General features: G+C 67.8%; 25 protein-coding genes. 6 read left to right on the forward strand and 19 right to left on the reverse strand.

The features are described 5' to 3' along the window. Window positions 1–109: 109 nt before the first annotated feature. From R2707_04485 to R2707_04505, 5 genes are all read right to left on the reverse strand, one after another. A complete protein-coding gene (locus tag R2707_04485; protein MEZ5244333.1) occupies window positions 110–571 on the reverse strand; it encodes a YdeI/OmpD-associated family protein in 462 nt (153 codons plus the stop codon). A gap of 4 nt (window positions 572–575) precedes the next feature. After that, window positions 576–998: a VOC family protein gene (locus tag R2707_04490; GenBank protein MEZ5244334.1), complete on the reverse strand. Its 423-nt coding sequence runs from the start codon at window positions 996–998 to the stop codon at window positions 576–578. A 9-nt stretch (window positions 999–1,007) separates the two neighbouring features. Continuing rightward, entirely contained in the window at window positions 1,008–1,427 is a 420-nt protein-coding gene (locus tag R2707_04495) for an AraC family transcriptional regulator (GenBank protein ID MEZ5244335.1), read from the reverse strand. A gap of 394 nt (window positions 1,428–1,821) precedes the next feature. Next, complete coding sequence (locus R2707_04500) at window positions 1,822–2,250, reverse strand: DUF1801 domain-containing protein (protein ID MEZ5244336.1); 429 nt, start codon at window positions 2,248–2,250, stop codon at window positions 1,822–1,824. A 595-nt stretch (window positions 2,251–2,845) separates the two neighbouring features. Next, complete coding sequence (locus R2707_04505; protein MEZ5244337.1) at window positions 2,846–3,493, reverse strand: PaaI family thioesterase; 648 nt, start codon at window positions 3,491–3,493, stop codon at window positions 2,846–2,848. 58 nt (window positions 3,494–3,551) lie between these two features. Between R2707_04505 and R2707_04510 the strand changes: the two genes are divergently transcribed. The 3 genes from R2707_04510 to R2707_04520 are packed head-to-tail and all read left to right on the forward strand — an operon-like array spanning window position 3,552 to window position 5,592. Continuing rightward, window positions 3,552–4,304, forward strand: a complete 753-nt coding sequence (locus R2707_04510; protein MEZ5244338.1) for an SDR family oxidoreductase — start codon at window positions 3,552–3,554, stop codon at window positions 4,302–4,304. A 14-nt stretch (window positions 4,305–4,318) separates the two neighbouring features. Next, window positions 4,319–5,071 carry an SDR family oxidoreductase gene (locus R2707_04515; GenBank protein MEZ5244339.1) on the forward strand — a complete coding sequence of 251 codons (753 nt, stop codon included), beginning with the start codon at window positions 4,319–4,321 and terminating at the stop codon, window positions 5,069–5,071. 5 nt (window positions 5,072–5,076) lie between these two features. Continuing rightward, the gene (locus tag R2707_04520; GenBank protein MEZ5244340.1) at window positions 5,077–5,592 is read left to right on the forward strand and encodes a hypothetical protein; all 516 of its coding nucleotides are present in this window, start codon (window positions 5,077–5,079) and stop codon (window positions 5,590–5,592) included. Between the two features lie 18 nt (window positions 5,593–5,610). Here R2707_04520 and R2707_04525 read toward each other — a convergent pair whose 3' ends face one another. Continuing rightward, the gene (locus tag R2707_04525; protein ID MEZ5244341.1) at window positions 5,611–6,411 is read right to left on the reverse strand and encodes a crotonase/enoyl-CoA hydratase family protein; all 801 of its coding nucleotides are present in this window, start codon (window positions 6,409–6,411) and stop codon (window positions 5,611–5,613) included. A 78-nt stretch (window positions 6,412–6,489) separates the two neighbouring features. Between R2707_04525 and R2707_04530 the strand changes: the two genes are divergently transcribed. Next, complete coding sequence (locus tag R2707_04530; GenBank protein ID MEZ5244342.1) at window positions 6,490–6,735, forward strand: hypothetical protein; 246 nt, start codon at window positions 6,490–6,492, stop codon at window positions 6,733–6,735. 36 nt (window positions 6,736–6,771) lie between these two features. Here R2707_04530 and R2707_04535 read toward each other — a convergent pair whose 3' ends face one another. Genes R2707_04535 through R2707_04565 form a run of 7 tightly spaced genes read right to left on the reverse strand, consistent with a single transcriptional unit; the run spans window position 6,772 to window position 12,543 of the window. After that, window positions 6,772–8,142: an FAD-dependent oxidoreductase gene (locus R2707_04535; protein ID MEZ5244343.1), complete on the reverse strand. Its 1,371-nt coding sequence runs from the start codon at window positions 8,140–8,142 to the stop codon at window positions 6,772–6,774. A 44-nt stretch (window positions 8,143–8,186) separates the two neighbouring features. Next, complete coding sequence (gene trpA / locus R2707_04540; protein ID MEZ5244344.1) at window positions 8,187–8,963, reverse strand: tryptophan synthase subunit alpha; 777 nt, start codon at window positions 8,961–8,963, stop codon at window positions 8,187–8,189. Continuing rightward, window positions 8,960–10,108: a tryptophan synthase subunit beta gene (gene trpB / locus R2707_04545; GenBank protein MEZ5244345.1), complete on the reverse strand. Its 1,149-nt coding sequence runs from the start codon at window positions 10,106–10,108 to the stop codon at window positions 8,960–8,962. The genes trpA and trpB overlap by 4 nt, the downstream gene beginning before the upstream one ends. Window positions 10,109–10,130: 22 nt before the next feature. Further along, window positions 10,131–10,799 (reverse strand): phosphoribosylanthranilate isomerase, encoded by a 669-nt coding sequence (locus tag R2707_04550; protein MEZ5244346.1) that lies wholly within the window; start codon window positions 10,797–10,799, stop codon window positions 10,131–10,133. Between the two features lie 41 nt (window positions 10,800–10,840). Then, entirely contained in the window at window positions 10,841–11,629 is a 789-nt protein-coding gene (gene trpC, locus R2707_04555; protein MEZ5244347.1) for an indole-3-glycerol phosphate synthase TrpC, read from the reverse strand. 1 nt (window position 11,630) lies between these two features. Continuing rightward, window positions 11,631–11,936, reverse strand: a complete 306-nt coding sequence (locus tag R2707_04560) for an antibiotic biosynthesis monooxygenase (protein MEZ5244348.1) — start codon at window positions 11,934–11,936, stop codon at window positions 11,631–11,633. Window positions 11,937–11,982: 46 nt separating this feature from the next. Next, a complete protein-coding gene (locus R2707_04565; protein MEZ5244349.1) occupies window positions 11,983–12,543 on the reverse strand; it encodes a DnaJ domain-containing protein in 561 nt (186 codons plus the stop codon). A 120-nt stretch (window positions 12,544–12,663) separates the two neighbouring features. Between R2707_04565 and R2707_04570 the strand changes: the two genes are divergently transcribed. Beyond that, a complete protein-coding gene (locus R2707_04570; protein ID MEZ5244350.1) occupies window positions 12,664–13,347 on the forward strand; it encodes a response regulator transcription factor in 684 nt (227 codons plus the stop codon). Further along, window positions 13,347–14,714, forward strand: a complete 1,368-nt coding sequence (locus R2707_04575) for a HAMP domain-containing sensor histidine kinase (GenBank protein ID MEZ5244351.1) — start codon at window positions 13,347–13,349, stop codon at window positions 14,712–14,714. The genes R2707_04570 and R2707_04575 overlap by 1 nt, the downstream gene beginning before the upstream one ends. A gap of 11 nt (window positions 14,715–14,725) precedes the next feature. On the opposite strand, the gene R2707_04580 is transcribed toward R2707_04575, so the two are convergent. The 6 genes from R2707_04580 to R2707_04605 form a co-directional block, all read right to left on the reverse strand. After that, on the reverse strand, window positions 14,726–15,532 hold the full coding sequence (locus tag R2707_04580; protein MEZ5244352.1) for a hypothetical protein: 807 nt from the start codon (window positions 15,530–15,532) through the stop codon (window positions 14,726–14,728). After that, complete coding sequence (gene trpE, locus R2707_04585; GenBank protein MEZ5244353.1) at window positions 15,532–17,046, reverse strand: anthranilate synthase component I; 1,515 nt, start codon at window positions 17,044–17,046, stop codon at window positions 15,532–15,534. Before trpE ends, R2707_04580 begins: the two co-directional genes overlap by 1 nt. Window positions 17,047–17,050: 4 nt before the next feature. Further along, window positions 17,051–17,473: a phosphoribosyl-AMP cyclohydrolase gene (locus tag R2707_04590; protein MEZ5244354.1), complete on the reverse strand. Its 423-nt coding sequence runs from the start codon at window positions 17,471–17,473 to the stop codon at window positions 17,051–17,053. Window positions 17,474–17,542: 69 nt separating this feature from the next. Next, window positions 17,543–20,833 carry an adenylate/guanylate cyclase domain-containing protein gene (locus R2707_04595; protein MEZ5244355.1) on the reverse strand — a complete coding sequence of 1,097 codons (3,291 nt, stop codon included), beginning with the start codon at window positions 20,831–20,833 and terminating at the stop codon, window positions 17,543–17,545. 3 nt (window positions 20,834–20,836) lie between these two features. Beyond that, window positions 20,837–22,273: a D-arabinono-1,4-lactone oxidase gene (locus R2707_04600; GenBank protein MEZ5244356.1), complete on the reverse strand. Its 1,437-nt coding sequence runs from the start codon at window positions 22,271–22,273 to the stop codon at window positions 20,837–20,839. Between the two features lie 112 nt (window positions 22,274–22,385). Next, complete coding sequence (locus tag R2707_04605) at window positions 22,386–25,664, reverse strand: adenylate/guanylate cyclase domain-containing protein (GenBank protein ID MEZ5244357.1); 3,279 nt, start codon at window positions 25,662–25,664, stop codon at window positions 22,386–22,388. Window positions 25,665–25,687: the final 23 nt, after the last annotated feature.

Here is a 25,687-nt window from a genome sequence, read left to right on the forward strand (position 1 = left end):
GTCGATGCCCCAAGTCGCTATGGGTGCGCGCGGCCGCTGGACTTCGCGTGGCGCCAGCGACACTCGACTGAACCCGAAGTGGGGACGGCGAGCGACCTCGACTCGCCCCCTATCGCTTCTTGCCGTCGGCGAAGCGCCCGATGCTGCGTTCGATGCGTCGGGCTCGGGTCTCGGCGGTCTTGGCGTCGTTGATCATGTCGACGTGGTATCTCTGCAGGCTGTTCGACAGCGTGTCGAAGAACGCACGGGTTCCTGGTGCTGCGTCGAGCGCTGCGATGAAGTCGGCAGGCAGGTCGACCTCTCGTGGTTCAGTGGCGAGGGTCAGGGTGACGTCGATCGGGTCGCCGGCGGCGAGGCCAGTCTCGTTGCGGATCGCCTTGCTGACGCTGATGAGCGACTGTCCCTTCATCGAACCGACCGTGGACCGGTAGCGGTAGCCGTTGACGTCGACCTCGACGGCAGGGCGCTTGCCGGCTCCGAGCGTCTCGAGCGCGTCGGGTGGCACGACGATGCCGGTGTTGTTGCCGAATGCGGCGAGTTGCGCGTGGAACGTGGCCGAGGGTGACGACATGGGTCTACTGCTGGGACGGGTCGAACATCTGGCCGATCCTGATCGCGTTGCCGAACGGGTCTCGAATGCCGAAGTCGATCCCGTACGGCTTCTCGGAGGGTTCGTCGGTGATGTCGACCCCGCGCCCTTTCAGCGTCTCGAAGGTGCCACGGGCATCATCCGTCGTGATGCTGAGCCAGCCAGACATCGCTCCCTTGGACAAGAGCTCGCCCACCGCTTCGGCGGTGTCGGGGCTCATCGCCGGCGGCCCCGGTTTCTCCAGGAGGATCTCGCGTGCCGGGTCGTTCGGCACGCAGACCGTCAGCCATCGCATGAAGCCGAGATCCAAGTCGGTGACGACGTCGAATCCGAGCGTTCCCGTGTAGAACTCGAGCGCTTGGTCCTGGTCGAGGACGAACAGCGACGAGCGAGTGATCGCGTTGAACATGCCTCTACGCTACGTCGCCCGAGATGAGGGGACTTCTCCGAAACTGCTCGGTCTCGCCCAGGCCTTCACGAAACACGACGGGACCTCGGTGGGCATGCTTCGCGTACGAAACAGACCGGGAGACTCGCCCACGATCTCAGTGAATGTCCGCGTGAACGAGCCGAGACTGGAGAAGCCGACCGACATGCAGACGTCGGTCACGGATCGATCCGTCGTCCGCAGGAGGTACATCGCCCGTTCGATCCGCCGACGCTGCAGATAGCGGTGCGGGGTCTCGCCGAACACTGATTTGAACGTCCGGATGAAGTTCGACTCCGACACGCACGCCACGAGCGCGAGGTCTCCGATCGTGAGCGGCTCGGCGAAGTCCCGGTCCATCACATCGCGCGCTCGCAACATTCGGCGGTTCACCTGGACGGTGGTCGTCACCGAACAAGTGAATCACACGACCTCACGCCTTGTGCTCAGAACTCGCCAAGCGATTCGAGTACGACGAACCCAGCCCCGGCTGTGAGCGCCATCTCCTGGCAGCGCATCGGCGAACTGCTCGGCACATCCGCCCAGGCCACGCAGCAGCGATACGGCGCTGTCATCGAGACAAGCTGACGACGCTCGAGAGAACGCTCAGGACGTGCCGATCTAGGCGGGTCGATGAGCTGAGAGGGGGAACGGTATGCGTGGGCCGGTTCGGGTCCATGCGGTCGGCTGGGTGCGGCGCCGGGTTCAGTTGGTCGGGTCGTCGGGCAACGCGGCTGGTGGGCGGTGTCGCCGCGGTGCGGATGGTCGCATGGTCCGCCGAGTTGGCGGCAGGTCATCGTCTTCATCAGAACGTCTCGTCCCCGGGCAGTTGGGCCGCTTGGCGGATCCAGTCGCGAACCTGTTCGTCGTCGATCTCGTCGTCTTCGTGGATGTTCGAGTATCGAACCGCCGGATGCTTCGAACTCTCGGGTGGCTGCGGGTCGAGATCGCCCCCATTGAGCCAAGTGACTTTCACGTACTTCGTCATGCAGTGCATGCTCAGGAACCAGCCGTTGTCCTCGATGCCGTAGAACGGAGAGTTCCAGCGAACCGCCTGGGTCACGTCGGGCACCTGGTCGAGGATCAGCGCATCGAGATGGCGGCCGATCTCGCCCTTCCAGCCCGGCATCGCGTCCAGGTACGCCTGGACCGGTGCCCGCCCGTCACCCTTGGCGATCTGTGGGTTGCCGCCGGACAACAGCACCGTCCCGTCCGGCAACTCTTCCATCGGCATGTGATCACACTCCTCGCAGTGGGGTCAGGGCTCGGCATCAGGGGCGCTGCTGGATCCGGATCAGATTGCCGGCCGGGTCACGAACGGCGCAGTCCCGCAGGCCGTAGTCCTGGTCGAGAGGCTCTTGGACGACGTCCGCGCCGGACGCTTCGATCCCTCGCACGTCGCAACAACACGAGATCCTCAGCCACCTGCACGCAGACCAGTATCGCCGAAAGCTGCGGCAGAACCTGCGCGTCTTCCGTCCGCCGGCTGTCGACGATCAGAGCATCACACACCACCCGACCGCTACCCGTCCGCGAACCGGCAGTAGCGGGCGGTTCATCGTCCGACGAGACGCGCTCCGACCCACTGTCTCATCCACCGGTCCCGCTCCGTGTCAGTGAACACCAGAGGTGTCGTGGATCCTGCCCATGTGTCCAGGTGTTGACGCTTCGTGGTGGTGAGCGTCGTGTTGCATCGCGTCCCCGCGGGGACGTTTTCGCCGGCTGAACGATCCGCAGACCGAGGATGGCCCACGCGGCTCCCCGAATGAAACCTCACCTTGCCCTACGTCGACGACGGTCCGAGCGACGATCGGTGCGACGAGCCGGCTTCAGCGACTCGCTCCACCCCCTGGCAGGGCCGCGCTGCGGATGAAGATCCCTTCGGCTTCGACACACAGCGTGTCGCCATGGTGGATCGTGCCCTTGGCGAACACCTTGCGACCCTCGCTGCGGTCGTGCCATCCACGCAGGGTCAACGGCTGCGAGAGCGGCGTGGTACTGCGATAGACAACATTGAGCGTGCCGGTGAAGCCACCGAGCCCGTTCGTGACGCAGACGCAACCGAGCAGTTCGTCGAGGATCTCGGCGATCACACCGCCGTGCACACAGTCGGGCGGGCCGTTGTAGGCCGCACCGATCGTGGCCGAACCGTGGACCTCCCGGGAGGCCGCACCGTCGACGAGCCACATCTCGACGGGTGGCGCGATCGGATTGAGGCGGCCGACGACAGGGCTGTATGGGAAGAACTGGTTCGGGTCGCTCATGCCCCCGCCCTCGCTCGCATCTCCCGTCACGTCCTCGTACCTCAGCGCCGCCTGCATGCGCATGCCCTCGTGGCGGTGGGGCCGCAGAGCGGCCACCAGTGCTTCGATCGAGCGAACATGATCGTCGAGCTCGACGCCCTCGAGATCCGCGGTACGGACCATGTCGATCAGGTCTCGCAGGGCGTTGTTGAGGTCCTCGGCGCGGTAGGGCATCCGGTGAAGGTATTCGGTGGTTCGCCGGGACACGCAACCCACCGATACGCTCCGCGCCGTGAACCGCTTCGAAGGCAAGACCGCTCTGCTCACCGGCGCCGCATCCGGTGTCGGCCGAGCCACCTCCATCCGCCTGGCGTCCGAGGGCGCGCAGATCTACGGGCTCGACGTCAACGCCGACGGTATGGCCGAGACCAAGGCGACCGTCGAGGAGGCCGGTGGCACGATGGCCACCCGCGTGACCGACATCCGAAGTGTCGCCGAATGTCGTGCCGCCGTCGCCGACTGTGTGACCGAGTTCGGCGGGATCGACATCGTCGGCAACATCGCCGGCATCGCCAACCAACGCCACGTCCATCAGGTCACCGAGGAAGAGTGGGACGCGATGAACGACGTGAACCTGAAGGGGATGTTCTTCCTCACGCAGGCCGCGCTCCCCCACGTGCTCGAACGCGAGGGCAACATCATCAACATCGCCAGCAACGCCGGGCTGATGGGCCAGGCCTACACCGTGCCCTATTGCGCGACGAAGGGCGCCGTGGTCAACATGACCCGGGCCCTCGCCATGGAGTTCGTCAAGCAGCCGATCCGCATCAACGCGATCGCGCCGGGCGGCATCGACACGCCACTGGTCCACAACTTCGAGATCCAGGCCGACGTCGACTTCGCCCTCATGCAGCCCTACATGGGCTTCCGCAACGCCAGCACCCCCGAGCAGATCGCCGCCCTGTTCGCCCATGTCGCGTCCGACGAGGCCGGCAACATCCACGGGAGCATCATCAGCGCCGACGGCGGCCTCACGGCCAGCTGAAGGAGATGACCTCGATGGGACGATTCGACGGCAAGGTCGTCGCCCTCACCGGGGCGGCGAGCGGCATGGGCCGTTGCACCGCCCTGAGGATCGCGGCCGAGGGCGGAACCGTCTTCGGCATGGACATCAACCGCGATGGCCTCGACGCGGTTGCCACCGAGGTCGCCGACGCCGGCGGCCAGATGACGATTCGTGTCACCGACATCTCCGACCACACCGAATGCGCAGCCGCCATCCGGGAGTGTGTCGACACCCACGGCCGGCTCGACGTGCTCGGCAACTTCGCGGCCATCTCATGGATGCGCAACACGCACGAGGTGACCTACGACGACTGGCGTCGCATCTTTGCGATCAATGTCGACGGCACCTACTTCATGTGCCAGGCCGCGCTCCCCCACATCCTCGAGAGCGAGGGCAACATCGTCAACATCGCATCGAACGCGGCGTTCATGGGGCAGGCATATCTGGTCCCCTACTGCGCCACGAAGGGTGCGATCGCCCAGATGACCCGTGCCCTGGCGATGGAGTACGTCAAGCAGCCGATCCGCATCAACGCGATCGCGCCGGGCGGCACCGACACCCCGATGAACGAGGGGTTCACGCTGGCGGCCGACACCGACTTCGATCTGATGAAGCCGTCGATGGGGTTCCGTGGCTTCGGGGCGCCGGAGGAGATCGCGGCCTTGTTCGCCTTCGTCGCGTCCGACGAGGCCGGCAACATCCACGGCAGCATCATCAACGCCGACAGCGGCCTCACCGCTTCCTAGATCGCGTGATCGAGTCGTTCATTCTCGGCGTCGGTCTCGACGGCGTCTGCGCCGAGACCCCGCGTGAGGATTGCCGATACCGCGATCTCGCACCGGTCGAGGGCGCCGCCGAGGCGCTGTGGCGGCTGTCGGACGCCGGGGTATGGATCCGCGTGGTCACCAACCGACTCCATGCGAACTGGGGTCACCAGACGGCCGTGGTCGACACGGTCGAGTGGCTGGACCGGGCCCACATCCCCTATCGCGACCTCTGTTTCCTGGGCAGCAAGCCGCAGGTCGAGGCCGACCTCTATGTCGACGACTCCGCCGAGACCATCGCCGCGCTGCGCAAGGCCGGCAACGAGGTGATCGTGTTCGACAGTGCCGGCAACCAGGGCGAACGCGACCCGCGGGCCGCGAACTGGGCGGAGGTCGAGGAGATCGTGATGGAACGCTTCACCGAACGCCAGGGCGTCCACGGCGTGCAGCCCCAGCTCCCCGGCGTCGACGGAACCCTCGGCCGGCGGCTCGGTTCCGGCTGACGCCTCGCTTCGCCGCGCCTACTTGCGCTGGAAGTTGGGAGTGCGCTTCTCGGCGAAGGCCTTCGGGCCTTCCTTCGCGTCCTCGCTCGCCATCACCGCGCCCGTGTAGGTGTCCTCGTGGGCGAAGGCTTCCGCCTCGGTCATGCCCGGCGTGTCGTGGAGGGTCTTGAGCACGGCCTCGACCGCCAAGGGGCCGTTGCCGGCGACGATCTCCGCCACCTCCATCGCATGCTCCAGAGCCGTGCCGTCGGGCACGACCCGGCTGATCAGGCCCATCGCCTTGGCCTCGGCGGCGGTGATGTGCTTGCCGGTCAGGAGGATGTCGGCCGCCTCGGCGTAGCCGATCTGGCGGGCGAGACGCACCGCGGATCCGCCCATCGGATACAGCGACCACTTGACCTCGCTCACGCCGAACTTCGCCGATTCGGCCGCGATGCGGATGTCGGTGCCCTGCAGGATCTCGGTACCACCGGCGATGGCGACGCCCTCGACGGCCGCGATGACCGGCTTGGTCGGCCGCGATGTCTTCAACAGACCCTGCCAGATGAAATCGGCACCCTCGGTGGCCATCGCCCCTTCCACGTCCCAGTCGTCGGTCTCGGCCTTGTCGCCCGAGAGACCGCGGAGATCCATCCCCGCGCAGAAGTCGCCACCGGTGCCGGTGAGGACGATGCAACGGATGTCGTCGTCCTCCGACGCCTCCCTCCAGGCGTCGCGCATCCGCCCGAACATCTGGAGCGTCATCGCGTTCTTGCGTTCGGGGCGGTTCATGGTGGCGACCATCACGGCGCCATGGCGTTCGACAAGCAGATCCGGCATGAGCGCAGACCGTACGGCGCTTCCGACGAGATTCGCCAGTTGGCTCCATCTCGACCCATGAACGGCCGATGAGAAGACATGCGCACCAAGGTCGAGATCGTCCAGGTCAGGGTGGCCGACGTCACGAGCGGCGATGTCGTGAACAAGCGCGGCCCGGAGAAGAACGGCTGGATCGAAGTCGAACGCCTCGAGCAGCTCGAATCCGGCGACTATCTCGTCCACGACGCCCGCGAGATCGACAGCTTCACCGCGACGGGCTACGACCTCGTCTGGCTCCAGATCGTCGTGCGCCTCGATGCCAACAGCCACATGGCGTTCCACTGATCACCTCGGCCACACCGGCCACACCGGTCACACCGGTCAGCGGGTGCTGATCCGCCCCTGAGCCGGCCGCGCGGTGCGACCCTCCACCTCGCCGAAGAACTGTCCTGCCGTCTTCTGGATCGCGTACGACCAGGTCGGGTAGGCGTGAACGGTCTGGGCCAGACGCCCGGTGAACATCTTCGTGCGCATGGCCAGCGCCACCTCGTGGATCATCTCACCGGCTCGGGGCGACACGATCGTCGCGCCGAGCAGCTGCCCGCCGAAGGCGCGACGGGTGAGGGGCTTCGGTCCGGCGATGAGCTTGACGAACCCCTCGACGCGCCCGTCGGTGATGGCGCGATCCATCTCGGTCATCGGGAGCTCGGCCACCCGCCCGCCATGGGCGGCTGCCTCCTCCTCGGTCATGCCGATCCGGGCGACCTCCGGGTCGGTGAACGTCGCCCACGGAATCCAGGACGCCCGGAATCGCCCCCGCACACCCTTCTTGAGCGCATTCCCGGTGGCGAGCCGGCCCATCTCGTCGGCGGCGTGGGTGAAGGGCAGTTTCCCCGTGACGTCGCCGACGGCATAGACCCCACGCACGTCGGTCTCGAGGCGATCATCGGTGACGATGTGACCCCGCGCGTCGAGTTCGACACCGAGTTCCTCGAGCCCCATGCCAGCCGAGTTGGGCACACGTCCCACCGCGAGCATGAGTCGCTCGACGACCGTCTCGCCGTTCGCGGTGATCAGCGCGACACCCTCCGGGCGCGCCTCGACACGCTCGATCGCCGTACCCGTTTCCACCTGCACGCCCCGGGCGGCCAGCGCGGCCTCGACCACGGCCGACGCGGCGGGTTCTTCTCGCGACAGCAGGCGTGGGAGTCCCTCGAACAAGGTGACGGCGACACCCAGGCCGGCGAACGCCTGGGCGAGCTCACAGCCGATCGGTCCGCCCCCGACGATGCCGAGGCTGGTCGGTCGGGTCGTGAGCGAGAAGATCGTCTCGTTGGTGAGCACGTCGACGTCGTCGAGGCCCGCGATCGGCGGCACGCTCGGGCGACTGCCGGTGGCGACGATGATACGAGGGGCGCTGATACGTCGATCACCGACGACGACGGTGTCGTGGGTGACGAGACGGCCACGTCCTTCGGTGACCTCGACGCCCTCCCCACGCAGGACGTCGGCCGTCTCCGTCGCCGCGATCCGATCGACGGTGTCGCCCACCCGCGTCATCGCGTCGGCGAACGAGAGCCCTTGCGCCGACGCGGCCAACAGCGTCTTCGACGGCACACAACCGGTGAAGGTGCAGTCGCCGCCGAGCGGGCCGTCGTTGACCAGCAACACATCGGCCCCGGCCCAGCGGGCGGCGCGGGCGGCACCGAGTCCGCCGGCGCCTCCGCCGATGATGATCAGGTCATGATGCACGGAGCGGGGAACCGTCGCCGGCAGCTGCGCATTCCCCCATGGGCTCAGGCGTCGAGCGCGGCACGGAACTCGGCGACGAGTTCGGCCACGCCTTCGGGACCGCCGCCGTCGAGCATGCGTTGCACGATGGCCGAACCGACGACCACGCCGTCGGCGATCTCGCTCACCTCGACGGCCTGGGCCGGGGTGCCGACGCCGACCCCGACCAGCACCGGCTTGTCGGTCACCTGCTTCACCCGCCGCGCGATCACCTTGGCGCTGTCGGCCAACTCGGTCCGCACACCGGTGATACCGAGGAGCCCGACGGCGTAGACGAAGCCGTGGGAGCGCGCACAGATCCTCGGGAGACGCTCGTCGGGCGCAGTCGGGGCCGCCAGCATGACGGTCTCGATGCCGGCCTCGTCCGCCGCCTTCGTCCATTCCCCGCTCTCCTCGAGCGGAATGTCGGGCAGGATGCAGCCGCTCACGCCGGCGCCGACCAGCGTGTTGGCGAACCGGTCCCAGCCCATGCGGTACGCGATGTTGCCGTAGGTCATGACCGCGGTCGGGACGCCGATGTCGGCGCTGCGGACACGGTCGAGGATCGACTGTGGTGTGGCGCCGGCGGCCAGCGCCTTGTCGTTGGCGAGCTGGATCGTGGGACCGTCCATGACCGGGTCGGAGAACGGGATGCCGATCTCGATGGCATCGGCACCGGCCGCAGCGACCGCCTGCATCGTCTCGATCCAGTCGTCGCCGAGCCCGCCGGTCAGGTACGGAACGAGGCACTTGCCTCCCGACTCCCGTCGGGCCCGGAGCGCAGCCTCGAGCGCGCCGCTCATCCGAGGATGTCCATCATCTGGGCGACGTCTTTGTCGCCGCGACCGCTCAGGTTGAGCAGCACGGTCTTGCCGCCGAGTTCCTCGCGAGCCCGGCTGATCCACGCGAGGCCGTGGGCCGACTCCAGCGCCGGGATGATGCCTTCGGTGCGGGCCAGCAGCTGGAACGCCTCGACCACTTCCGCGTCGGTGACCGGCTCGTAGCGGGCGCGCCCGATCGCCGCGAGATGCGCGTGTTCGGGACCGATACCGGGATAGTCGAGACCGGCCGAGATCGACTCGGCTTCGAGGACCTGGCCCCACTCGTCCTGCATCAGATAGGAGAACGAACCGTGGACGATGCCGGGGACCGCCCGACCCACTGCGGCGCCGCCGGCCGGTTCGGCGCCGACGAGCATCGCATCGGTGTCGGCGAAGCCCGAGAAGATCCCGGCGGCGTTGGACCCACCGCCCACACACGCGACGACCACGTCGGGGACGCCGCCGAGGAGACGCTGACACTGCTCGCGGGCCTCGTCGCCGATCACCCGATGGAACTCGCGCACCATCCAGGGATACGGGTGGGGACCCATGACCGAACCCAGGCAGTAGTGGGTGCTCTCCACCACGGCAACCCAGTGGCGCATCGCCTCGTTGACCGCGTCCTTCAGCGTCTGTGAACCCGACTCGGCCGCTCGCACCTCGGCCCCGAGGAGCTTCATGCGGAACACGTTGAGCTTCTGACGCTCGATGTCGACCGTGCCCATGTAGACGATGCAGTCCATGTCGAAAAGGGCAGCCGCAGTGGCGGTGGCCACGCCGTGCTGACCGGCACCCGTCTCGGCGACGAGGCGGGTCTTGCCCATCCGCTTCGCCAGCAGGGCCTGGCCGAGGACGTTGTTGATCTTGTGCGAGCCGGTGTGGTTGAGGTCTTCGCGCTTCAGGAGCACCTGACAGCCGAGCTCCTCGCTCAGGTTGTCGCACACCGTCACCGGCGAGGGACGCCCCGCATAGTCGGTGAGCAGGCGGTGGAGTTCGGCCCGGAAGGTCTCGTCGGCCCAGGCCTCGCGGAACGCCTTGTCGAGTTCCTGGCATGCGGGCACGAGGGTCTCGGGCACGTACATGCCGCCGAAGTCGCCGAAGCGGCCCCCGTCGGTTGGGTCGGTCATCGCCATCAGAGGTTCCGTTCCATCAGAAATCGTCCTGCCAGTCGTAGGGGGCACCGTCGTCGTCGTAGTCCTCGGGACGGATCTCCTCGCCCGCGGCACGGGCGGCGTCGATGAACTCGCGCAACTTCACCGGATCCTTGCGTCCGGGCTCGCGCTCGACCCCGGACGAGACGTCGACGCCCCACGGTCGCACCTGACGGATGCCGTCGGCAACGTTGCCCGGATGCAAGCCCCCGGCCAGCAGCACGCGATGGCCGGCGCGCGGGGCGTCTTCGGCGAGGCGCCAGTCGAACACTTCGCCGCTGCCGGGCTTCTCCCCTTCGACCAGCACGATGTCGGCGCCGTACTCGGGGATGTGGGAGAGGCCGGGATGACCGGCCGGGAAGCCCTTGATCACCAGCGGCAGACGGCTGCGGACCTGCCGGGTGTGCTCGGCGCTCTCGTGCCCGTGGAGTTGCGCGGCGCCCAGGCCCGCCCGCTGCACGATCTCGACCACCCGATCCGGGAGCTCGTCGCGGAACACCCCGACGGTGAGGATCTCGGCCGGGAGACGACGGGCGATGTCGCGCGCCCGATCGACGGCAACCTGACGAGACGACGGCGCGAAGACGAACCCCACGGCATCGGCCCCGAGGGCGACGGCGAGCAGCCCATCGTCCTCGGTGGTGATTCCGCAGATCTTGACGAACACGCTGTGGACGCTACCGCCCGAATGGGGCGCTGATCGCCTGATTAGCGCCGGAACCCGGCCCGGAGCTCGGCCACGCCCTGCTCGGGATCACCGTGCTTGACCAGCGTCTCCCCCACCAGCACGGCGTGGTACCCGGCCGCACCGAGGACGCCGACGTCGTCAGCGCCGCGCACGCCCGACTCGGCCACCCGCACCACGCCTGCGGGCATGAGCGGCGCCATCCGCACGGCCCGCTCGGTGTCGACCTCGAAGGTCACGAGATCTCGCTGGTTCACCCCGATGAGCGTCGCGTCGACGGCCAGTGCCCGCTCGAGCTCGACCTCGTCGTGGATCTCGACGAGCACATCGAGCCCGACCTCGACCGCGAGTGCGTGCAACGCCGCGAGCTCGACATCGTCGAGCGCGGCGACGATCAGCAGCACACAGTCGGCACCCATGATCCTCGCATCGAGCACGTCGTGGGGATGGACGGTGAAGTCCTTGCGCAACACCGGCAGCGAAACCGCCGCACGGGCCGCCTGGAGGTCGGCGACGGAGCCGCCGAAGTGATCCTCGTCGGTCAGAACGGACAGGCAGCTCGCACCGCCCCGTTCGTACTGCTGGGCGAGCACGGCCGGATCGAGGTCGGGGAACAGATCGCCCTTGCTCGGCGAACGGCGCTTGACCTCGCTGATCACGGCCATGCCGTCGATGTGGGCGAGCGCGTCGCGAAAACCGCGACAGGGCGCGGCCGCGCGGGCGGCGGTGAGGAGTTCGGCCGTGGACCGGTCGTCGAGATCCGCCGCCGCCCGGTGGGCGGCGAGGATCCGATCGAGGTAGGTCGTGCTCAGCTCAGAGACCCTTGCCGGAGTGCGGCGTCAGGACGATCATGTCGGGCGCGCCGTCGAGGACGTCGCCGAGGGAGCCGATGAGCGCGGCCATCGCGTCCGACGAACTGTGGACCGTCATCGCCTCGGCGTCGGTGTAGAGCTCGTAGACCCAGGCCACGTTCTCGTTGGCCTGCTCGAAGTTGAGGATGTAGATCTCGGTGCCCGCCTCGTCGTTGACGGCCTCGATCATGCCGCCGAACTTCTCGACGAACTCGTCCTTCTTGTCGGCCTTCAGGGGGAGCTTTGCGATCAGGGAAACTTTTGACATCTCGTGACTCTAGGGCGGCCCGCGGGCGGCGCGGAAACCGGAATGGTCACGGCCGGGGATCGTCGCGCCGGCTCAGCGACAGCGCGACGAGCGGTGCGGCGAGGAACAACATGAGCGACAAGAGCACCGCGAGCATCCCGAACCGTGCCATCTCGTCGAGACCGACGAGGCTCCCGAAGATCAGCGCGGCCATGCCGAACAGCACACCGAGCGCCGGGCCGGTCTTGAGCCAGCTCGGGAGCTGGCTGTTGGTGATGGGACGGTCGTCGTGTTCGTCGAACCCGGCAACGGGACCGTCGTCGAACGGTCGCCACGGATCCGGCTCGTCGACCGCTCCGTGGCTGCGGGCGTGAAACGTCGGACCCGGTTGACCGGCGAGTCGCCGACGGTCGTAGGCCGACCGGGCATCGACGTCGCTCAGCACCGCCCAGGCCGCGTTGATCCTGCGCATACGCTCCTCGGCCCGGCGACGGTCGCCGTCGCTCCCGTTGTGGAAGTCGGGGTGCTCCTCGCGGGCCAGACGCAGGTAGGAGCGACGGATCTCCTGCATCGACGCCGACGGATCGACCCCGAGGACCTCGTAGTGCGCTGCGCCGTCGTTCGCCACCGTGGGAGGTTAGGTCCCCGAGTACCTCCACACGCCATCATGATTTCCTCACAGTTGTGAGCCAGCATCCGTTGTGAGAGATGAGCGGGCACCAGTGCCGACCGACCGAAACGAGGCAGTGTGAGCGAGGAGACCGTGGTGGTCATCGTCGAGGACGACCCCCACATCGCTGACCTCATCGAGCTCTACCTGCGCCGCGACGGCTTCCGGCCGTTCCAGGCGGGCACCGGGGAACGGGCGCTCGAAGTGATCGCCGAACGCCGCCCGAAGCTGGTACTGCTCGACATCGGCCTGCCCGGCGATCTCGACGGGATCGACGTGTGCCGGCTCGTACGGGCCGAGTCCGACGTGCCGATCATCTTCCTCACCGCTCGCGACGACGAGATCGACCGGGTACTCGGCCTCGAGCTCGGCGCCGACGACTATGTGACCAAGCCCTTCTCCCCCCGTGAAGTCGTCGCCCGGGTGAAGGCGATCATGCGCCGGGTCGAGGCGGCCAACGACCGGGGCAAACCGCCGGTCATCGACGTGGGCGAACACATCGTCGTCGACACCGGTCGGCGCGAGGTGCAGGTTCGCGGCCAGGCCGTCGCCCTCGCCACCCGAGAGTTCGATCTGATGCGCCACCTGGCCGAACGACGGGGCCTGGCCCTGTCGCGGCGCCAGCTGCTCGACGGAGTGTGGGGAGCCGACTGGATCGGCGACGACCGCACGGTCGACGTCCACGTTCGTCAACTGCGCAAGAAGCTCGGCGACGACCTCCGGCTGGAGACCGTCTGGGGCGTCGGGTACCGGCTCGACTGATGCGGCGTCGACTCGGGATCGCGTTGATCGGGCTGGTGACGGCCTCGTTGCTGCTGGCCGGCCTCGGCGCGATCCTTCTCGCCAGCGTCACCGACCGTCAGAACGACGAAGCGGATCTCCGCGAGCAGACCGATGCGCTCCGCGGGCTCCTGGCGGAGGTGACACTTGTCGGCAGCGGCAGTGCGACCGAGACGCGGCTCGAACAGGTCAGGCGTCTCAGCACCACGATGAGTCTCGAGGGCATCGGCATCGTGTTCGTGCCGGCCAACGGGCCGTCGCTCGGCTCGTTCCCCGCAGGGATCGAGGTCGCCGACCTCGACATGGATCTCATCCGGGCGGGCGGGGTCGACAGTGGCCACAAGGACGGACTCGTCTTCGCCGCGGGCGGGACCAACAATCGACTCGGCGGGCAGACGCTGCTGGTACTGACCCGGCAACCCAACCCCGTCATCCAGCCGGCCTTCCGATGGTTCCTCGTGGCCGGCCTCGCGACGATCCTCGTCGCCGTTCTCGTCACGGTGCGGCTGAGCCGTCGGCTCATCGAGCCGATCGTCGAGACCAGCGACGCGGCGATGCGCATCGCGGGCGGTGACATGACCGCCCGGGTCGACGACAGGTACGCCCAGATGGGCGGCGAACTCGCCGACCTCGTCGGATCCGTCAACCGCATGGCCGGCAGCCTGGAGCGTGGCCGGGCCCTCGAACGACAGTTCCTCCTCTCGGTCAGCCACGACCTGCGGACGCCGTTGACGAGCATCCGAGGCTACGCCGAGGCGCTCACCGACGGCGCCACCGACGATCCGGTTGCGGTGGGACGGATCATCGAGACCGAGTCACGACGTCTCGAACGGCTCGTGGGCGACCTCCTGCTCCTCGCCCGTCTCGAAGGCACCGACTTCGCCTACAACCTTGCCGACCACGACCTCGGCGTCATCGTCGACGACAACATCGACGGGCTGCGTCAGGAGGCCGTCGAGCGCGGCGTCGAACTGCGGGTCCGACGTCCTGACACCGCCATGAGGGCACGAGTCGACGTCGACCGCTTCGGGCAGGTCGTCGCGAACCTCGTCGGCAACGCGATCCGCTTCGCCGATCGCGAGGTGCTGATCACACTCTGGGCGGCCGAAGGCAGGATCCACCTGGCCGTCGCCGACGACGGCCCGGGCATCAGCGACGCCGATCTCCCCCACGTCTTCGAACGGCTCTACGTCGCCCAGCACAACCCCAAGGTGCAGGAGAGCGGCAGCGGTCTCGGTCTGGCGATCGTGCGTGAGCTGACCGAGGGCATGGGCGGTTCGGTCATCGCCCGTCGCGCCACCGGTGGCGGCGCCGAGCTCGTCGTCAGCTTCGACCCGTCACGCGTCTGAACGACGACGGCCTAGCCGACGATGGCTTGGCCGACGATGGCGGCGATGCCCCCGACCGCGACCGTCGTGCCCGGTTCGGCCTTGCGCAGGACCGGGGCCAGCGCGACCGACCCGGCGACCGAGGTGACACGGCCGATCTCCTGACCGTCGAGCACGACCTCGGCCCCGAGGGCCAACGGCTCGTCGGCGGTCAGCACCCGGACCGGCCGCGGCACGTTGCCCCCGCGACTGTCGATGCGGGCGACCAGTTCCTGGCCGGTGTAACACCCCTTGGTGAAGCTGACCGCCCGCTCGATGAGGGGTGCGCCGCCCTCGGCGGGGATCGTCTCGACGCCGAGATCGACACCGAACCGCGGTACCCCCGCACGAATGCGTGACGCCTCGAACGCCGAGGCATCGAGTTCGAGATCGGGATCGGGGGTCGATGGAGCCAACAGCACGTCGGTCCCCTCCCATCCCGGCCACGTGACCTCGGCGACCAGATCGCCCTCGGGCGCCGTCGCGCCGCCCCGAGTGCTGGCGAGACGCCAGCCGCTCTCGCCGGCGAAGTCGACCTTCGTGCGAAGCCTGAACCGTTCGAGCCGGGCGATGGTCGCCTCGGCCGCGCCGGACTCGAGATCGAACAGGAACTCGTTGTCGGCGATCCGATGGATCCGGAACCACGACACGAGCTTGCCGGTCGGGTCGAGCACGAGCGACCACGCCGATCCGCCCACCTCGATGCGATCGATGTCCTGCGAGACCTGACCCTGCAGGTAGGTCGCAGCATCCTCGCCGGTCACGCGGACGACGTCTCGCGGTTCGATCGTGGCGACCATCAGCCGACCTTTCGTCGTGCGGCGCTCATGCGGCGAGCCGCAGGAACCGCCGCGAGCAGGGCTTTTGCCTTGTTCTGGCACTCGAGGTGCTCGTCGGCGGCGACGGAATCGGCGACCACGCCGGCACCGGCCTGGATCGACGCACGATTGCCGCTGACCAGCATCGTCCGGATCGCGATCGCGGTGTCGATGTTGCCGGAGAAGTCGATGTAGCCCACCACGCCGCCATACGGACCCCGCTTGACCGGCTCGAGTTCGTCGATGATCTCCATGGCCCGCACCTTCGGGGCGCCCGACAGGGTGCCGGCCGGCAGGGTTGCCCGCAGCACGTCGATCGGTGTCTTCCCCTCGGCGAGCGCGCCGGAGACCTGTGAGGTCATGTGCATCACGTGGCTGTACTTCTCGAGCGTCATCATCTCGTCGATCTGCAACGAGCCGAACTCGACGACGCGACCCACGTCGTTACGGGCGAGGTCGACGAGCATGACGTGCTCGGCGATCTCCTTGGGATGCTCGATCAGCTCCGCAGCCAGCCGCTTGTCGTGTTCCTCGGTGGTGCCCCGCTTGCGGGTACCGGCGATGGGTCGCGAGATCACCCGGCCGTCGAGCAGCTGCACCATCGGCTCGGGCGACCCACCGACGATCTCGAGATCGCCGTGGCGCAGGAAATACATGTAGGGGCTCGGGTTGACCTGGCGGAGCACCCGGTAGAGATCGAAGGCCTCGGCGTCGAGCTGCAGATCGAACCGCTGAGCGAGCACGACCTGGAAGATGTCGCCCGCCAGGATGTAGTCCCGAGCCGCTTCGACGGCCGCGCAGTACACGGCCTCGCCCATGGTCGAGGTGACCTCCGGAATCTCCTCGTCACGGGTCGCCGGCTCGACCAGCGGCTCGTCGATCGACCGGGCGCCGTCGGCGGCCAGCGCGTCGAGACGGGCGAGCGCGTCGTCGTAGGCCGCGTCGATCGCTGCCGCGTCGGCATCGTCGGCGATCAGCGCGTTGGCGATCAGCACGACCCGCTGCTTCCAGTGGTCGTAGACGGCGAGCTCGCCGATCATCGACACGACAGCGTCGGGATAGCCGAGATCGTCCTCCGGCACGTCGGGCAGGTGCTCGACCTCGCGGACCACGTCGTAGCCCAGATAGCCGATCAAACCGCCGTGGAGCGGGGGAAGTCCATCGATCTCGGGCGCCCGATAGTGGTCGAGCAAGAGCTCCAACGCGGCGAGTATTCCCTGGTCAGAGGGTATGTCGATGCCGAAATCACCCTCGATCCGCAGGGTGCCGCCCTTCGACACGAGCGTTCCGTGGGGTCGACGGCCGATGAAGGACCAGCGGCTCCAACGGTCGCCGCCCTCCACCGATTCGAGAAGGAATCCCTCGCCGTCGCCGACCACCCGGGCGAAGGCCGCCACAGGAGTCGTCAGGTCGGCGAGCACCTCACGCCAGACCGGCACGACCCGATGGTCGGCGGCAAGGCGGCGAAACTCGTCGATCTCGGGGAGGACGGGCACCGGATCAGCCGAACTCGAGCGAATCGACGTCGGTCACCGTGCGGTAGTAGCAGGTCTGGCGGGTACCGCCGGTCTCGTCCTTGGTGTGGCAGACCCCGGTCCCGGCCTTGCGGACCCGGTAGAGCAGGCTGTTCTGTTCGCAGTTGACCCGCACGTCGACGAGCTCGAGCGTGTCGCCGCTCGTCGCCCCCTTGTGCCAGATCTCCTCGCGAGACGTGGAGTAGAGCACCGCCGACCGGCGCTCGAGCGTGAGCCGGTAGGCCTCCTCGTTGGCGTAGCCGATGAACAGCACGTCGCCGGAGTCGGCATCCTGCAGCACGACCGGCACGACCTGATGGCCGGCTCGGCCGATCTTCGCGACCTTGTCGAAGTCGAGCTGTTGGACAAGGCCCTCTTCGAGCGCGGCGTGATCGGTGGACGACGTCATGGCGCCCGATTCTACGGACACCTGACGCGCTCGCCGTGCCCTTTCGCCAATGCGGCGCGGTGGAGTCGTTCACTCCCCGACGATGCGCTGCGCGATCTCCTCGAGCACCGTCGATCCGGTGCCGTTCCCCCTGGCCAACGATTCGGCCAGGTCGGCGACGGCATCCGAGCGTGTCGCGGGGTGTCGGCTCAAGGAGACCCCGAGTCGCAGCGCCCACCCGTGTGCACCACGAGCCTCCACCAGGGCGCGACCCGAGCGGTACACCTGTCGAGCGGCATCGAGGTCGCCGAGGTCGAGCAGTATCTCCACTTCGGCAGCAAAGAGCTCCTCCTCACAGAAGGCTCCGCCGTTGTCCGCCGCGTTCCGACGCAGATCTCGCAGCAGTGCGACGGCCCGCTCGTGCTCGCCCGCTCGTGCGCGGGATCGGGCCAGCTCGGCGTTGCCGAGATAGCGGACGGTGGGTCCCGATCGAGGGTTGTACTCCTCGACCGCCGCCTCCAGTTCCTGGCCGGGCCCTGGGGACTGGTCGCGTCGCACACGAGCGATCGCAGCGAACACCCGAGCGCTCCACTGCAGCCACGCCACTCCCTGTTCGTGACCGAGCCGCAACGCCGCGTCGGCGTCCTCGCGCGCCTCGTCGAGATTCTCGGCGAGCAGGTGCACCCACGCTCGGTACAACAGGCTGACTCCGACCCCCTGCGGATCGGCGACACCGTCGCCGAACCGAAAGGCCGCGCCTCGGTCGGCGACGGCGATGGCCCGGTCCGGTTCGCCGACAGCCCAAAGGGCCAACCCCTGCGCTGCGGTGCACAGGTACGCGGGGTTGGTCACGGCTGCGGGGAAGGGATGGTCGACCTTCTCCAGGGCCAGTAACCCATGCTCGGCCGCCTCGATCGTCTCGCGATAGCTGGCGGCCATCGCACAGCAACCGCTTTGGACACTGCGCGCCGAGAGTTCGAGATACGGGATCCCGAGCTTCTCCGCTCGGTCGACCATCGCCTGGGACGACGAGATCGACCGCGTCGATTCACCGAGCGACATGTAGCGAGAGGCGATGTAGATCTGTGCGATCACACCACCGAGCGGATCGCCGACCCGATCGGCGACCTCCAGATAGCGATCCTGCACCGGCACCGCCGAGGGGTCGGCGTACCCCGACTCCGTGTGAATCGCGTTGAGCTGGATTGCGAGTAGTTCCATCTCTCGCCGGTCGCGTTCGGCGCCGGCGGGGAGATCCTGCAACAGCTCGAGCGCCCGACGGGCGAGCGAACCGGCCTCGGTTTGTGCATAGCGCTCCGCATGTTGCTGCGCGGCGGCGAGGAACAGCCCCACCGCCTCGTCCACGTCGCCCGCCCGCTCGTGGTGATGGGCGAACACTGCGGGTTCCCGGCTGCGAAGGTCGGGGAACTCGGCAGCGATCGATGCCATTGCCCGGCGGTGCAGCTCCTTGCGGCGCGACCGAAGCATCGACTCGTATGCCGCCCGTTCCATCAACGAGTGGGTGAACCGGAAACGAAGCCCGTAGGGGGAGTCGGACCGCTGCAGCACTCCCGCCGTCACGAGGGCGTCGAGTTGCTGTCGGAGCGCCGGGATCTCGGGTGCCATGCGCTCGATCACCCCCACGACGAACTCGCGGCCGAGGACCGATGCCGTTTGGGCGACGTCTCGCGCGTCTCCCAGACGGTCGAGACGCGCCATCAACGAGTCCTGGAGCGTGATGGGAATGGCAGCGAACCCGGATGCGGTACGGGCTTCGGCCACCCCTCGGCCGAACTGCTCGATGTAGAGCGGAATGCCTTCGCTCGCCCTGACGATGGCGAGGAGCTCCTCTCTGTTGAGCGCGTCATCGCCGACCGCCGACGCGAGCAACTCGCTCGCGGTTGCTTCATCGAGCCGCGACAACAGCACCGAAGTCGCCCGCAACGGCCGGATCGACACCGGGAGCGCGGCCTGACGGCTGGAGAACAAGAACAGCGCCCCGGTCGACCGCGCCTCTTCCTGCGAGCGGATGCGTTCGAGGACCTCGCAGGTCGACGAGTCGGCCCAGTGCAGATCGTCGACGAGGACGAGAAGCGGGCGTCGCTCGATCGCAGAGGTCAACCAGGTGGCGACGATCTCGATGAGTCTGGTCCGCCGACCCTCGGCACTGATCTCGGGAAGGCTGAACGCATCGTCGGCCCCGAGGCCGAACATCGTCGCGAGGAACGGGACGACCTCTGCGGGGTCGAGGCCGCGTTCGCCACACTCCGCTGCCAGGGTTCGCCGCACCGCATCGTCGGGTTCGTCGATCGACAACTCGAGCTCCTGGCGGACCAGCCGGGTGATCGGTCCGAACGCCGTGTGCTGCTGGCTCTCCTCGCATTGGAGTTCGATCCGCGCTCGATCATCGACCTCGAGCCGTTGGGCGGCCGCGTGGATGAGCCGTGACTTCCCGACCCCGGGCTCGCCCGAGACCACCACGACCTCGGCGGCGCCGCCCTTCACGGCCGCCCACTGCTCAGCGATCACGCCGAGCTCGACATCGCGGCCGACGAACGGGAGCACGTAGCGGCCAGACGCCTTCGGCCGGTCCGCCCGGAACACTTCGACCGGCTGGCTGATGCCCTTCAACTCGTGTGTGCCCAAGCTCGTCGACTCGAACTCGTCGGCGACGATCGATCGGACACCGGCGCTCATCACGACCTCGCCCGGTCGGGCCAACGACTGCAGCCGGGCGGCGATGTTGGGAGTGTCGCCGACGACGTCTGCTTCTTCCATCCGTTCGCCGTGGCCCATCTCGCCGACGAAGACCGTGCCCGCGTGGATCCCCACTCGGGCCGACAACGAGACCGGCGCAGCGCCGTCGGCGGCGACCTTGTCGGCGATGAGCTCGCTCACGCCGGCGGTGATCTCGAGGCTTGCCCGCACCGCCTGAGCGGCCGAGTCCTCCTCGGCTCGCGGATAGCCGAAGTAGATCAACACGCCGTCGCCCATGTAGCGGGCCACGTGTCCACCTCGCGCGGCGACGACCTCTCCGCAGTGCTGCTGGAACATCCGAAGGACGTCGCGCATGTCCTCGGGATCGAGACGATCGGCCATCCTCGTCGAATCGACGAGGTCTGCGAACAAGACGGTGAGATGGCGACGTTCGCCGCCGCCGACGCCCGACCTCTCGGCTGGAGCCTCCGGCGAGTCAGATCCGCTCGGCTTGGCCGCAAGGCCACACTCGGGACAGAACTTCGCCGCGGGTGGCAGGAGTGTCGCGCATCGCGCGCATGCTGCGTCGAGCGGAGCGCCGCACTCCATGCAGAAGCGGGCACCTTCCGGCGACGCCGCACCACACGCGGCGCACCCACCCGAAACGGGCGAATCCCGAGTCATCGCTCAGCTCGATTCGCCGAAGAGCATCCGAGTGAAGTCGTTGAGGAAGATGCCGTTGGGGTCGCACTGACGTCGGATCTCGTTGAACTGCTCCAGACGGTCCCCGTACCAGTGCTGCCAGACCGTCGGGTCGGTGAGCGGATTCCCCCACATCTTTCCCCAGTGAGGGCGTCCGCCGAGCTGGCGGAGCTTCAGGCCGAGCGCTTCGAAGAACGGTGCGTAGTGCGTGTTCGCTGCGCCCGTCGTCACCTCGAAATAGCAGGTGTGCTCATTGGTGTCGGGGGCCGTGGACAGGTAGGCCGACGACCCACCGAGGAAGCGACAGTTGAGCATCAAGCTCTGAGGGAACGTCGCGTCGGACGGATAGTCGAGCGGATCGATGCTGTTGCAGTTGCCGTACTTCGGCTTCGCGCTGTCGCACACGAGCGTGCGCGCGTAGCGCCACGCCGCTTGCACCGCGGAGAAGTCGCCGTCGGTGATCGGCAGCGCGTAGCAGAGGTCCCAGACCTTCGGATAGTCCATCTGCCAATGGAAGACCTCGGCCGAGGGCGCGATGGTCTCGTTGCCGTTGGTGGTGACGGTGTCCATGATCAGTCGGAGAAACGCAGGCGTCAGGCGCGGGTGCTCGGCGACGAAGTCGAGCCCGGCACTCCCGAACTCCTTCTGGGCCACGTCGTAGGGAATGCCGTGCACCGTTCCCTTGTTCGGCGTGTCCCAGGGAACCCTGTTCCACACCTTCAGCCATGCCTTCGGGTTGAACGGGAACCACGACATCTCGACGTACGGGTTCGCTGCGTCCGTGACGATGGACGGCATCTGATCGATCAGATCGTCGGTCTCCAGGATCGTGTCGACGGACCGCAGTTTGAAGCGGTCTTCGGCCCGGAAGGTTGCGTTGGTGACGATGCCGAGCGAGCCGAGGTGCACACTCGCCGCGTTCCACCCCGCGGGAGACACGTCACGGTCGTAGGTCCTGACGTGGCCGGTCCCCGTCACGATCTCGATCGACTGGAGCTGATCGCTCAGGGTGCCGAGATTCCACCCCTGACCGTTCGCGCCGACCGCCGTGGCTCCGCCGACCGAGATCCACGGAATCAGGGTGGTGGTCGCGAGGCTGAGACCCTGCTCGTTGGCCTGGTTCGACAGCTGCCACGTCGTCGCTCCCGGTCCGGCGCCTATGAGGTTCGTGCCGGGACGCCTCGTCACATCGGCCATGGCAGCGGTCTGCACGATGTGTTCGTTGTCGTTCGTCACGATCGGGCTGTACGAGAACGAGCCGCTCTCGAGTGCACCCGGGTGCGAGCCGCCGTTCGCGGCGCGTATCGTGCCACCCTGCGCCGTGATCTGCGCCACGAGATCGACCACCTCTTCCGTGGACGCCACATCGTGGATCGTTGCCTGGCAATGCTCGTTGCCCGCCCAGTTCTGCCAGTTCCCCATGTGCAACCCCCTGCGATGAGCGGAGACCAAGCTCCCGAGACGCGCGGCACGCCGCCGAGAGCCTCTCAGACGGGACCACGCGCGTCGAGCGCGCCCGTGTCCTTGATCGGGATCACAGCAGCAACGCAGCGCGACGCTCGAGACCCGTGGTTCCCGAGCCGCAGACGAGGTGAAGCGATGCGGCCACCGTCGGCTTGGCATCGTCGGCGAGCTCCGGGAATTCCGCAGCCGCCACCGCCAGCCGGAGCGACCAGGCCGGCGCCGAACGCGCCGCCGCGAGCTCCTGGCCCTCTCGGTGAAGCGCCGATGCCTTCTCGAATGCACCCTCAGAGGCATGGATGATGAGCTGCGATCGAATCAACTCCTCTTCGCAGAACGCCCCGCCGAGTCGCGCCGCATCGGCCCGAAGGAGTTCGAGCTGGGCGAGCGCTGCCCCAACCTCGCCGCGCCGATACATGCCCAGCGCCAATTCGGCATACCCGTGGTACCGGACCGATGGTCCGCTCGTCTCGTTGTACTGACCGACCACGTCGGCGAGTCGAGCATCTGCTTCGGCTGATGGCTCGAGCGCGCAGACGGCGATTGCACCGTAGACCTCGGCGCTCCACACCAACCACGCAATGCTCTGCTCCCGGCCGATCCGGAGCGCATCCTCGGCATCTCGTCGAGCGAGGGCATGGTCGTCATTGAGCAGGTGTACCCAGGCTCGGTAGACGAGCCCGACACCCAGGCCCTGGGGATCCGGCGCACTCGCGCCGAATCGAGCATCGACGCCCTCGTCAGCCGTGCGAATCGCCTCGTCGATCTCGCCCATCGCCCAATGGGCGAGCGACATCGAAGACCAACACAGACGAGCCGGGTTGACCACCCCCGCGGGAAACGGATGATCGACCAGCGAGAGAGCCTCGAGGCCTCGGACTCCCGCTTCGATCGTGGCCGGATAGTCAGCCGTCATCGCCAGGCACCCGGCCTGCACGCTGCGAGCCGCGAGTCGGAAATACGGGATTCCGAGCTCGTCCGCGCCCGCGATCATCGCCGCACAGGTCTGTCGCGACGGCTCGGCCTCACCCGTCGCCACGTACCGAGACGCGATGTAGATCAGGGCCACCGTTTCCGACATCTGGTCGCCGAGCCGGCGAGCAACGGCAAGGTACCGATCCTGCGCGGCGACGCCTTCGGGGTTGGCGTAACCGTGTACGGCGTTCACGGCCGCGACCTGTAGCGAGAGCAGGTTCAGTTCGGTCCGATCGCGCCCGTCACCTACCTCGAGCATCGCCAGGAGGTCCAACGCGCGACCGACAAGGGCGGCGGACTCCCCCATCGCGTGGCGGCTCGCGGCCCGGCGGGCTGCCTTTTCGTACATTGCGATCGCCGCTTCGTGGTCGCCGGCCTGCTCATGATGGCGGGCGACGACTTCCGGCTCCTGTTCCACCAGATCCGGTCGCAGGGCTTCGAGCGCCGCCACCGCCCGTCGGTGCAACCGAACCCGGGCGTCGCGGAGTTGCGACTCGTAGGCGGCCTGCTCCATGAGCGAATGAGAGAACCGGAACCGAGTTCCCGACGGGGTGTCGAGCCGCTCCAACAGTCCAGCGGTCACGAGACTGTCGAGCCCGACGTCGACCGCTCGGAGTTCGGGCGCCATGTGCCGAAGCACCTCGGGGTCGAACTCGCGGCCGAGGGCCGACGCAGCTTGCGCGACCGATCGCGCCTCACCGAGTCGATCGAGTCGGGCAAGCAACGAGTCCTGCAACGTGATCGGGATTGCCGCTCGGCCGGTGGCCGATCGAGTGTCGGCGACACCACGGGCGAACTGTTCGATGAACAGAGGAATTCCCTCGCTCGCCCGAACGATCGCAGCGATCTCCTCGCCGTTCAGTTGCTCGACTCCGGGCAGGCCCAGAAGCAACTCGGTCGAAACTCCACGATCGAGACGCGAGAGCGGCAATGTCGTCAACCGCGGTGGCTGCATCGACACGGGCAACGAGGGTTCACGACTGGTCAGCAAGAGCAGTGCCCCGCGCGGGGCCAGCACCACCCGAAGCCGATCGAGCACCTCAGCCGTCGACGTGTCGCACCAGTGGAGGTCATCGACCACAACTGCGATCGGTGTCTCGTCAGGCATCTCGTCCTGACCGGGACCACTCGTCGCCAGCCAGTTCGCGGCGGCCTCGATCATCCGTACCCGCCGGGCTTCGAGACTGACATCGGGCACGGGATACCGATCGGGAGCGACGCCGGCCATCAAACAGAGCCACGGGGCCGTGTCGTCGGCCGCGAGACCACGAGCGACACAGCTCGCTGCGATCTCCGCCTCGGCCAGACCGTCCGGCGCGTCGGACGCAATGCCGAGCTCTTCTCTCAGCACGCGCACGATCGGCGCGAAGGCAGTGTGCTCGCGGTTCTCCTCACCGCGCAGGTGCACGACCTCGGCGCGGGGTCCGCTTCGTTCGAGCGCGGTGCGGATGAGGCCCGACTTGCCGACACCGGGCTCGCCGGCGACGAGGACCACATTCACCTCACCGGCGACCGCGGCGGTCCAGGCGCGATCGATCACATGCAGCTCTGCATCGCGACCGACGAGGCGCGTGACTGGGGGCGCCTCGTCCACTGCCCGAACAACTCGAAAGACCGACACCGGTTCGGCGATGCCCTTGAGCTCGAACTCACCCAGGCTCTCGGCTTCGAAGCCGGCACCGACAATGCTCTTCACGGTGCTGCTCACCATCAACTCACCTGGTCGTGCCAACGCCTGGAGCCGGGCGGCGATGTTCGGAGTGTCGCCGACGACGTCGTCGATCTCGCGCCGTTCACCGTGACCCATCTCGCCGATGAACACGGTGCCGGCATGCACTCCGGCGCGGACCCGGAGCTCCGTCACGACAACGCTCGGGCGCGACCCGACCCTCGGCGATGGGTCGACGATCTCCAGCCCGGCTGCCAAGGCCCGAGCTGCGCTGTCCGGATGGGCGTGAGGAAAGCCGAAGTAGATCAGCACGCTGTCACCCATGTAGCGAGCGATGTGCCCGCCACGGCGTTCGACCGCTTCGGTGCAGCGTTGCTGAAACGCTCGCACCACATCGCGCATGTCCTCAGGGTCGAGTCGATCGGCCAGCATCGCGGCATCGGCGAGCTCGGCGAACATCACGGTGAGATGGCGGCGCTCTCCCGTCGGCGCCGGCGCGAGCGACGCCGTCGTCCCCTGGCCGCACTGAGGACAGAACTTCGCACCCCCAGGCAGGTCGGCACCGCAACCTTCACAGCGTGGAGCCACCGGTCGACCGCATTCGACGCAGAACTTCGCCATCGCGACGAGACCCGCACCACAGTCGCATCGCGTGGGTTCGGCTGGTGTCGCTTCGCCGCTCACAGGACCCGGGCCATTCGTGCACATCTCCCCCGCCGCGACTGACGGGG

The organism is Acidimicrobiales bacterium (genome assembly GCA_041394245.1).
Classification (GTDB): Bacteria; Actinomycetota; Acidimicrobiia; order Acidimicrobiales; family Aldehydirespiratoraceae; genus JAJRXC01.

Bases quoted from the DNA above. Each gene is read 5' to 3' on its own strand.
- R2707_04485 (MEZ5244333.1), bottom strand. From the start codon at position 571: ATGTCGTCACCCTCGGCCACGTTCCACGCGCAACTCGCCGCATTCGGC.
- R2707_04490 (MEZ5244334.1), bottom strand. From the start codon at position 998: ATGTTCAACGCGATCACTCGCTCGTCGCTGTTCGTCCTCGACCAGGAC.
- R2707_04500 (MEZ5244336.1), bottom strand. From the start codon at position 2,250: ATGCCGATGGAAGAGTTGCCGGACGGGACGGTGCTGTTGTCCGGCGGC.
- R2707_04505 (MEZ5244337.1), bottom strand. From the start codon at position 3,493: ATGCCCTACCGCGCCGAGGACCTCAACAACGCCCTGCGAGACCTGATC.
- R2707_04515 (MEZ5244339.1), top strand. From the start codon at position 4,319: ATGGGACGATTCGACGGCAAGGTCGTCGCCCTCACCGGGGCGGCGAGC.
- R2707_04525 (MEZ5244341.1), bottom strand. From the start codon at position 6,411: ATGCCGGATCTGCTTGTCGAACGCCATGGCGCCGTGATGGTCGCCACC.
- R2707_04530 (MEZ5244342.1), top strand. From the start codon at position 6,490: ATGCGCACCAAGGTCGAGATCGTCCAGGTCAGGGTGGCCGACGTCACG.
- trpA (MEZ5244344.1), bottom strand. From the start codon at position 8,963: ATGAGCGGCGCGCTCGAGGCTGCGCTCCGGGCCCGACGGGAGTCGGGA.
- trpB (MEZ5244345.1), bottom strand. From the start codon at position 10,108: ATGACCGACCCAACCGACGGGGGCCGCTTCGGCGACTTCGGCGGCATG.
- R2707_04560 (MEZ5244348.1), bottom strand. From the start codon at position 11,936: ATGTCAAAAGTTTCCCTGATCGCAAAGCTCCCCCTGAAGGCCGACAAG.
- R2707_04575 (MEZ5244351.1), top strand. From the start codon at position 13,347: ATGCGGCGTCGACTCGGGATCGCGTTGATCGGGCTGGTGACGGCCTCG.
- R2707_04580 (MEZ5244352.1), bottom strand. From the start codon at position 15,532: ATGGTCGCCACGATCGAACCGCGAGACGTCGTCCGCGTGACCGGCGAG.
- R2707_04590 (MEZ5244354.1), bottom strand. From the start codon at position 17,473: ATGACGTCGTCCACCGATCACGCCGCGCTCGAAGAGGGCCTTGTCCAA.
- R2707_04595 (MEZ5244355.1), bottom strand. From the start codon at position 20,833: ATGACTCGGGATTCGCCCGTTTCGGGTGGGTGCGCCGCGTGTGGTGCG.
- R2707_04600 (MEZ5244356.1), bottom strand. From the start codon at position 22,273: ATGGGGAACTGGCAGAACTGGGCGGGCAACGAGCATTGCCAGGCAACG.
- R2707_04605 (MEZ5244357.1), bottom strand. From the start codon at position 25,664: ATGTGCACGAATGGCCCGGGTCCTGTGAGCGGCGAAGCGACACCAGCC.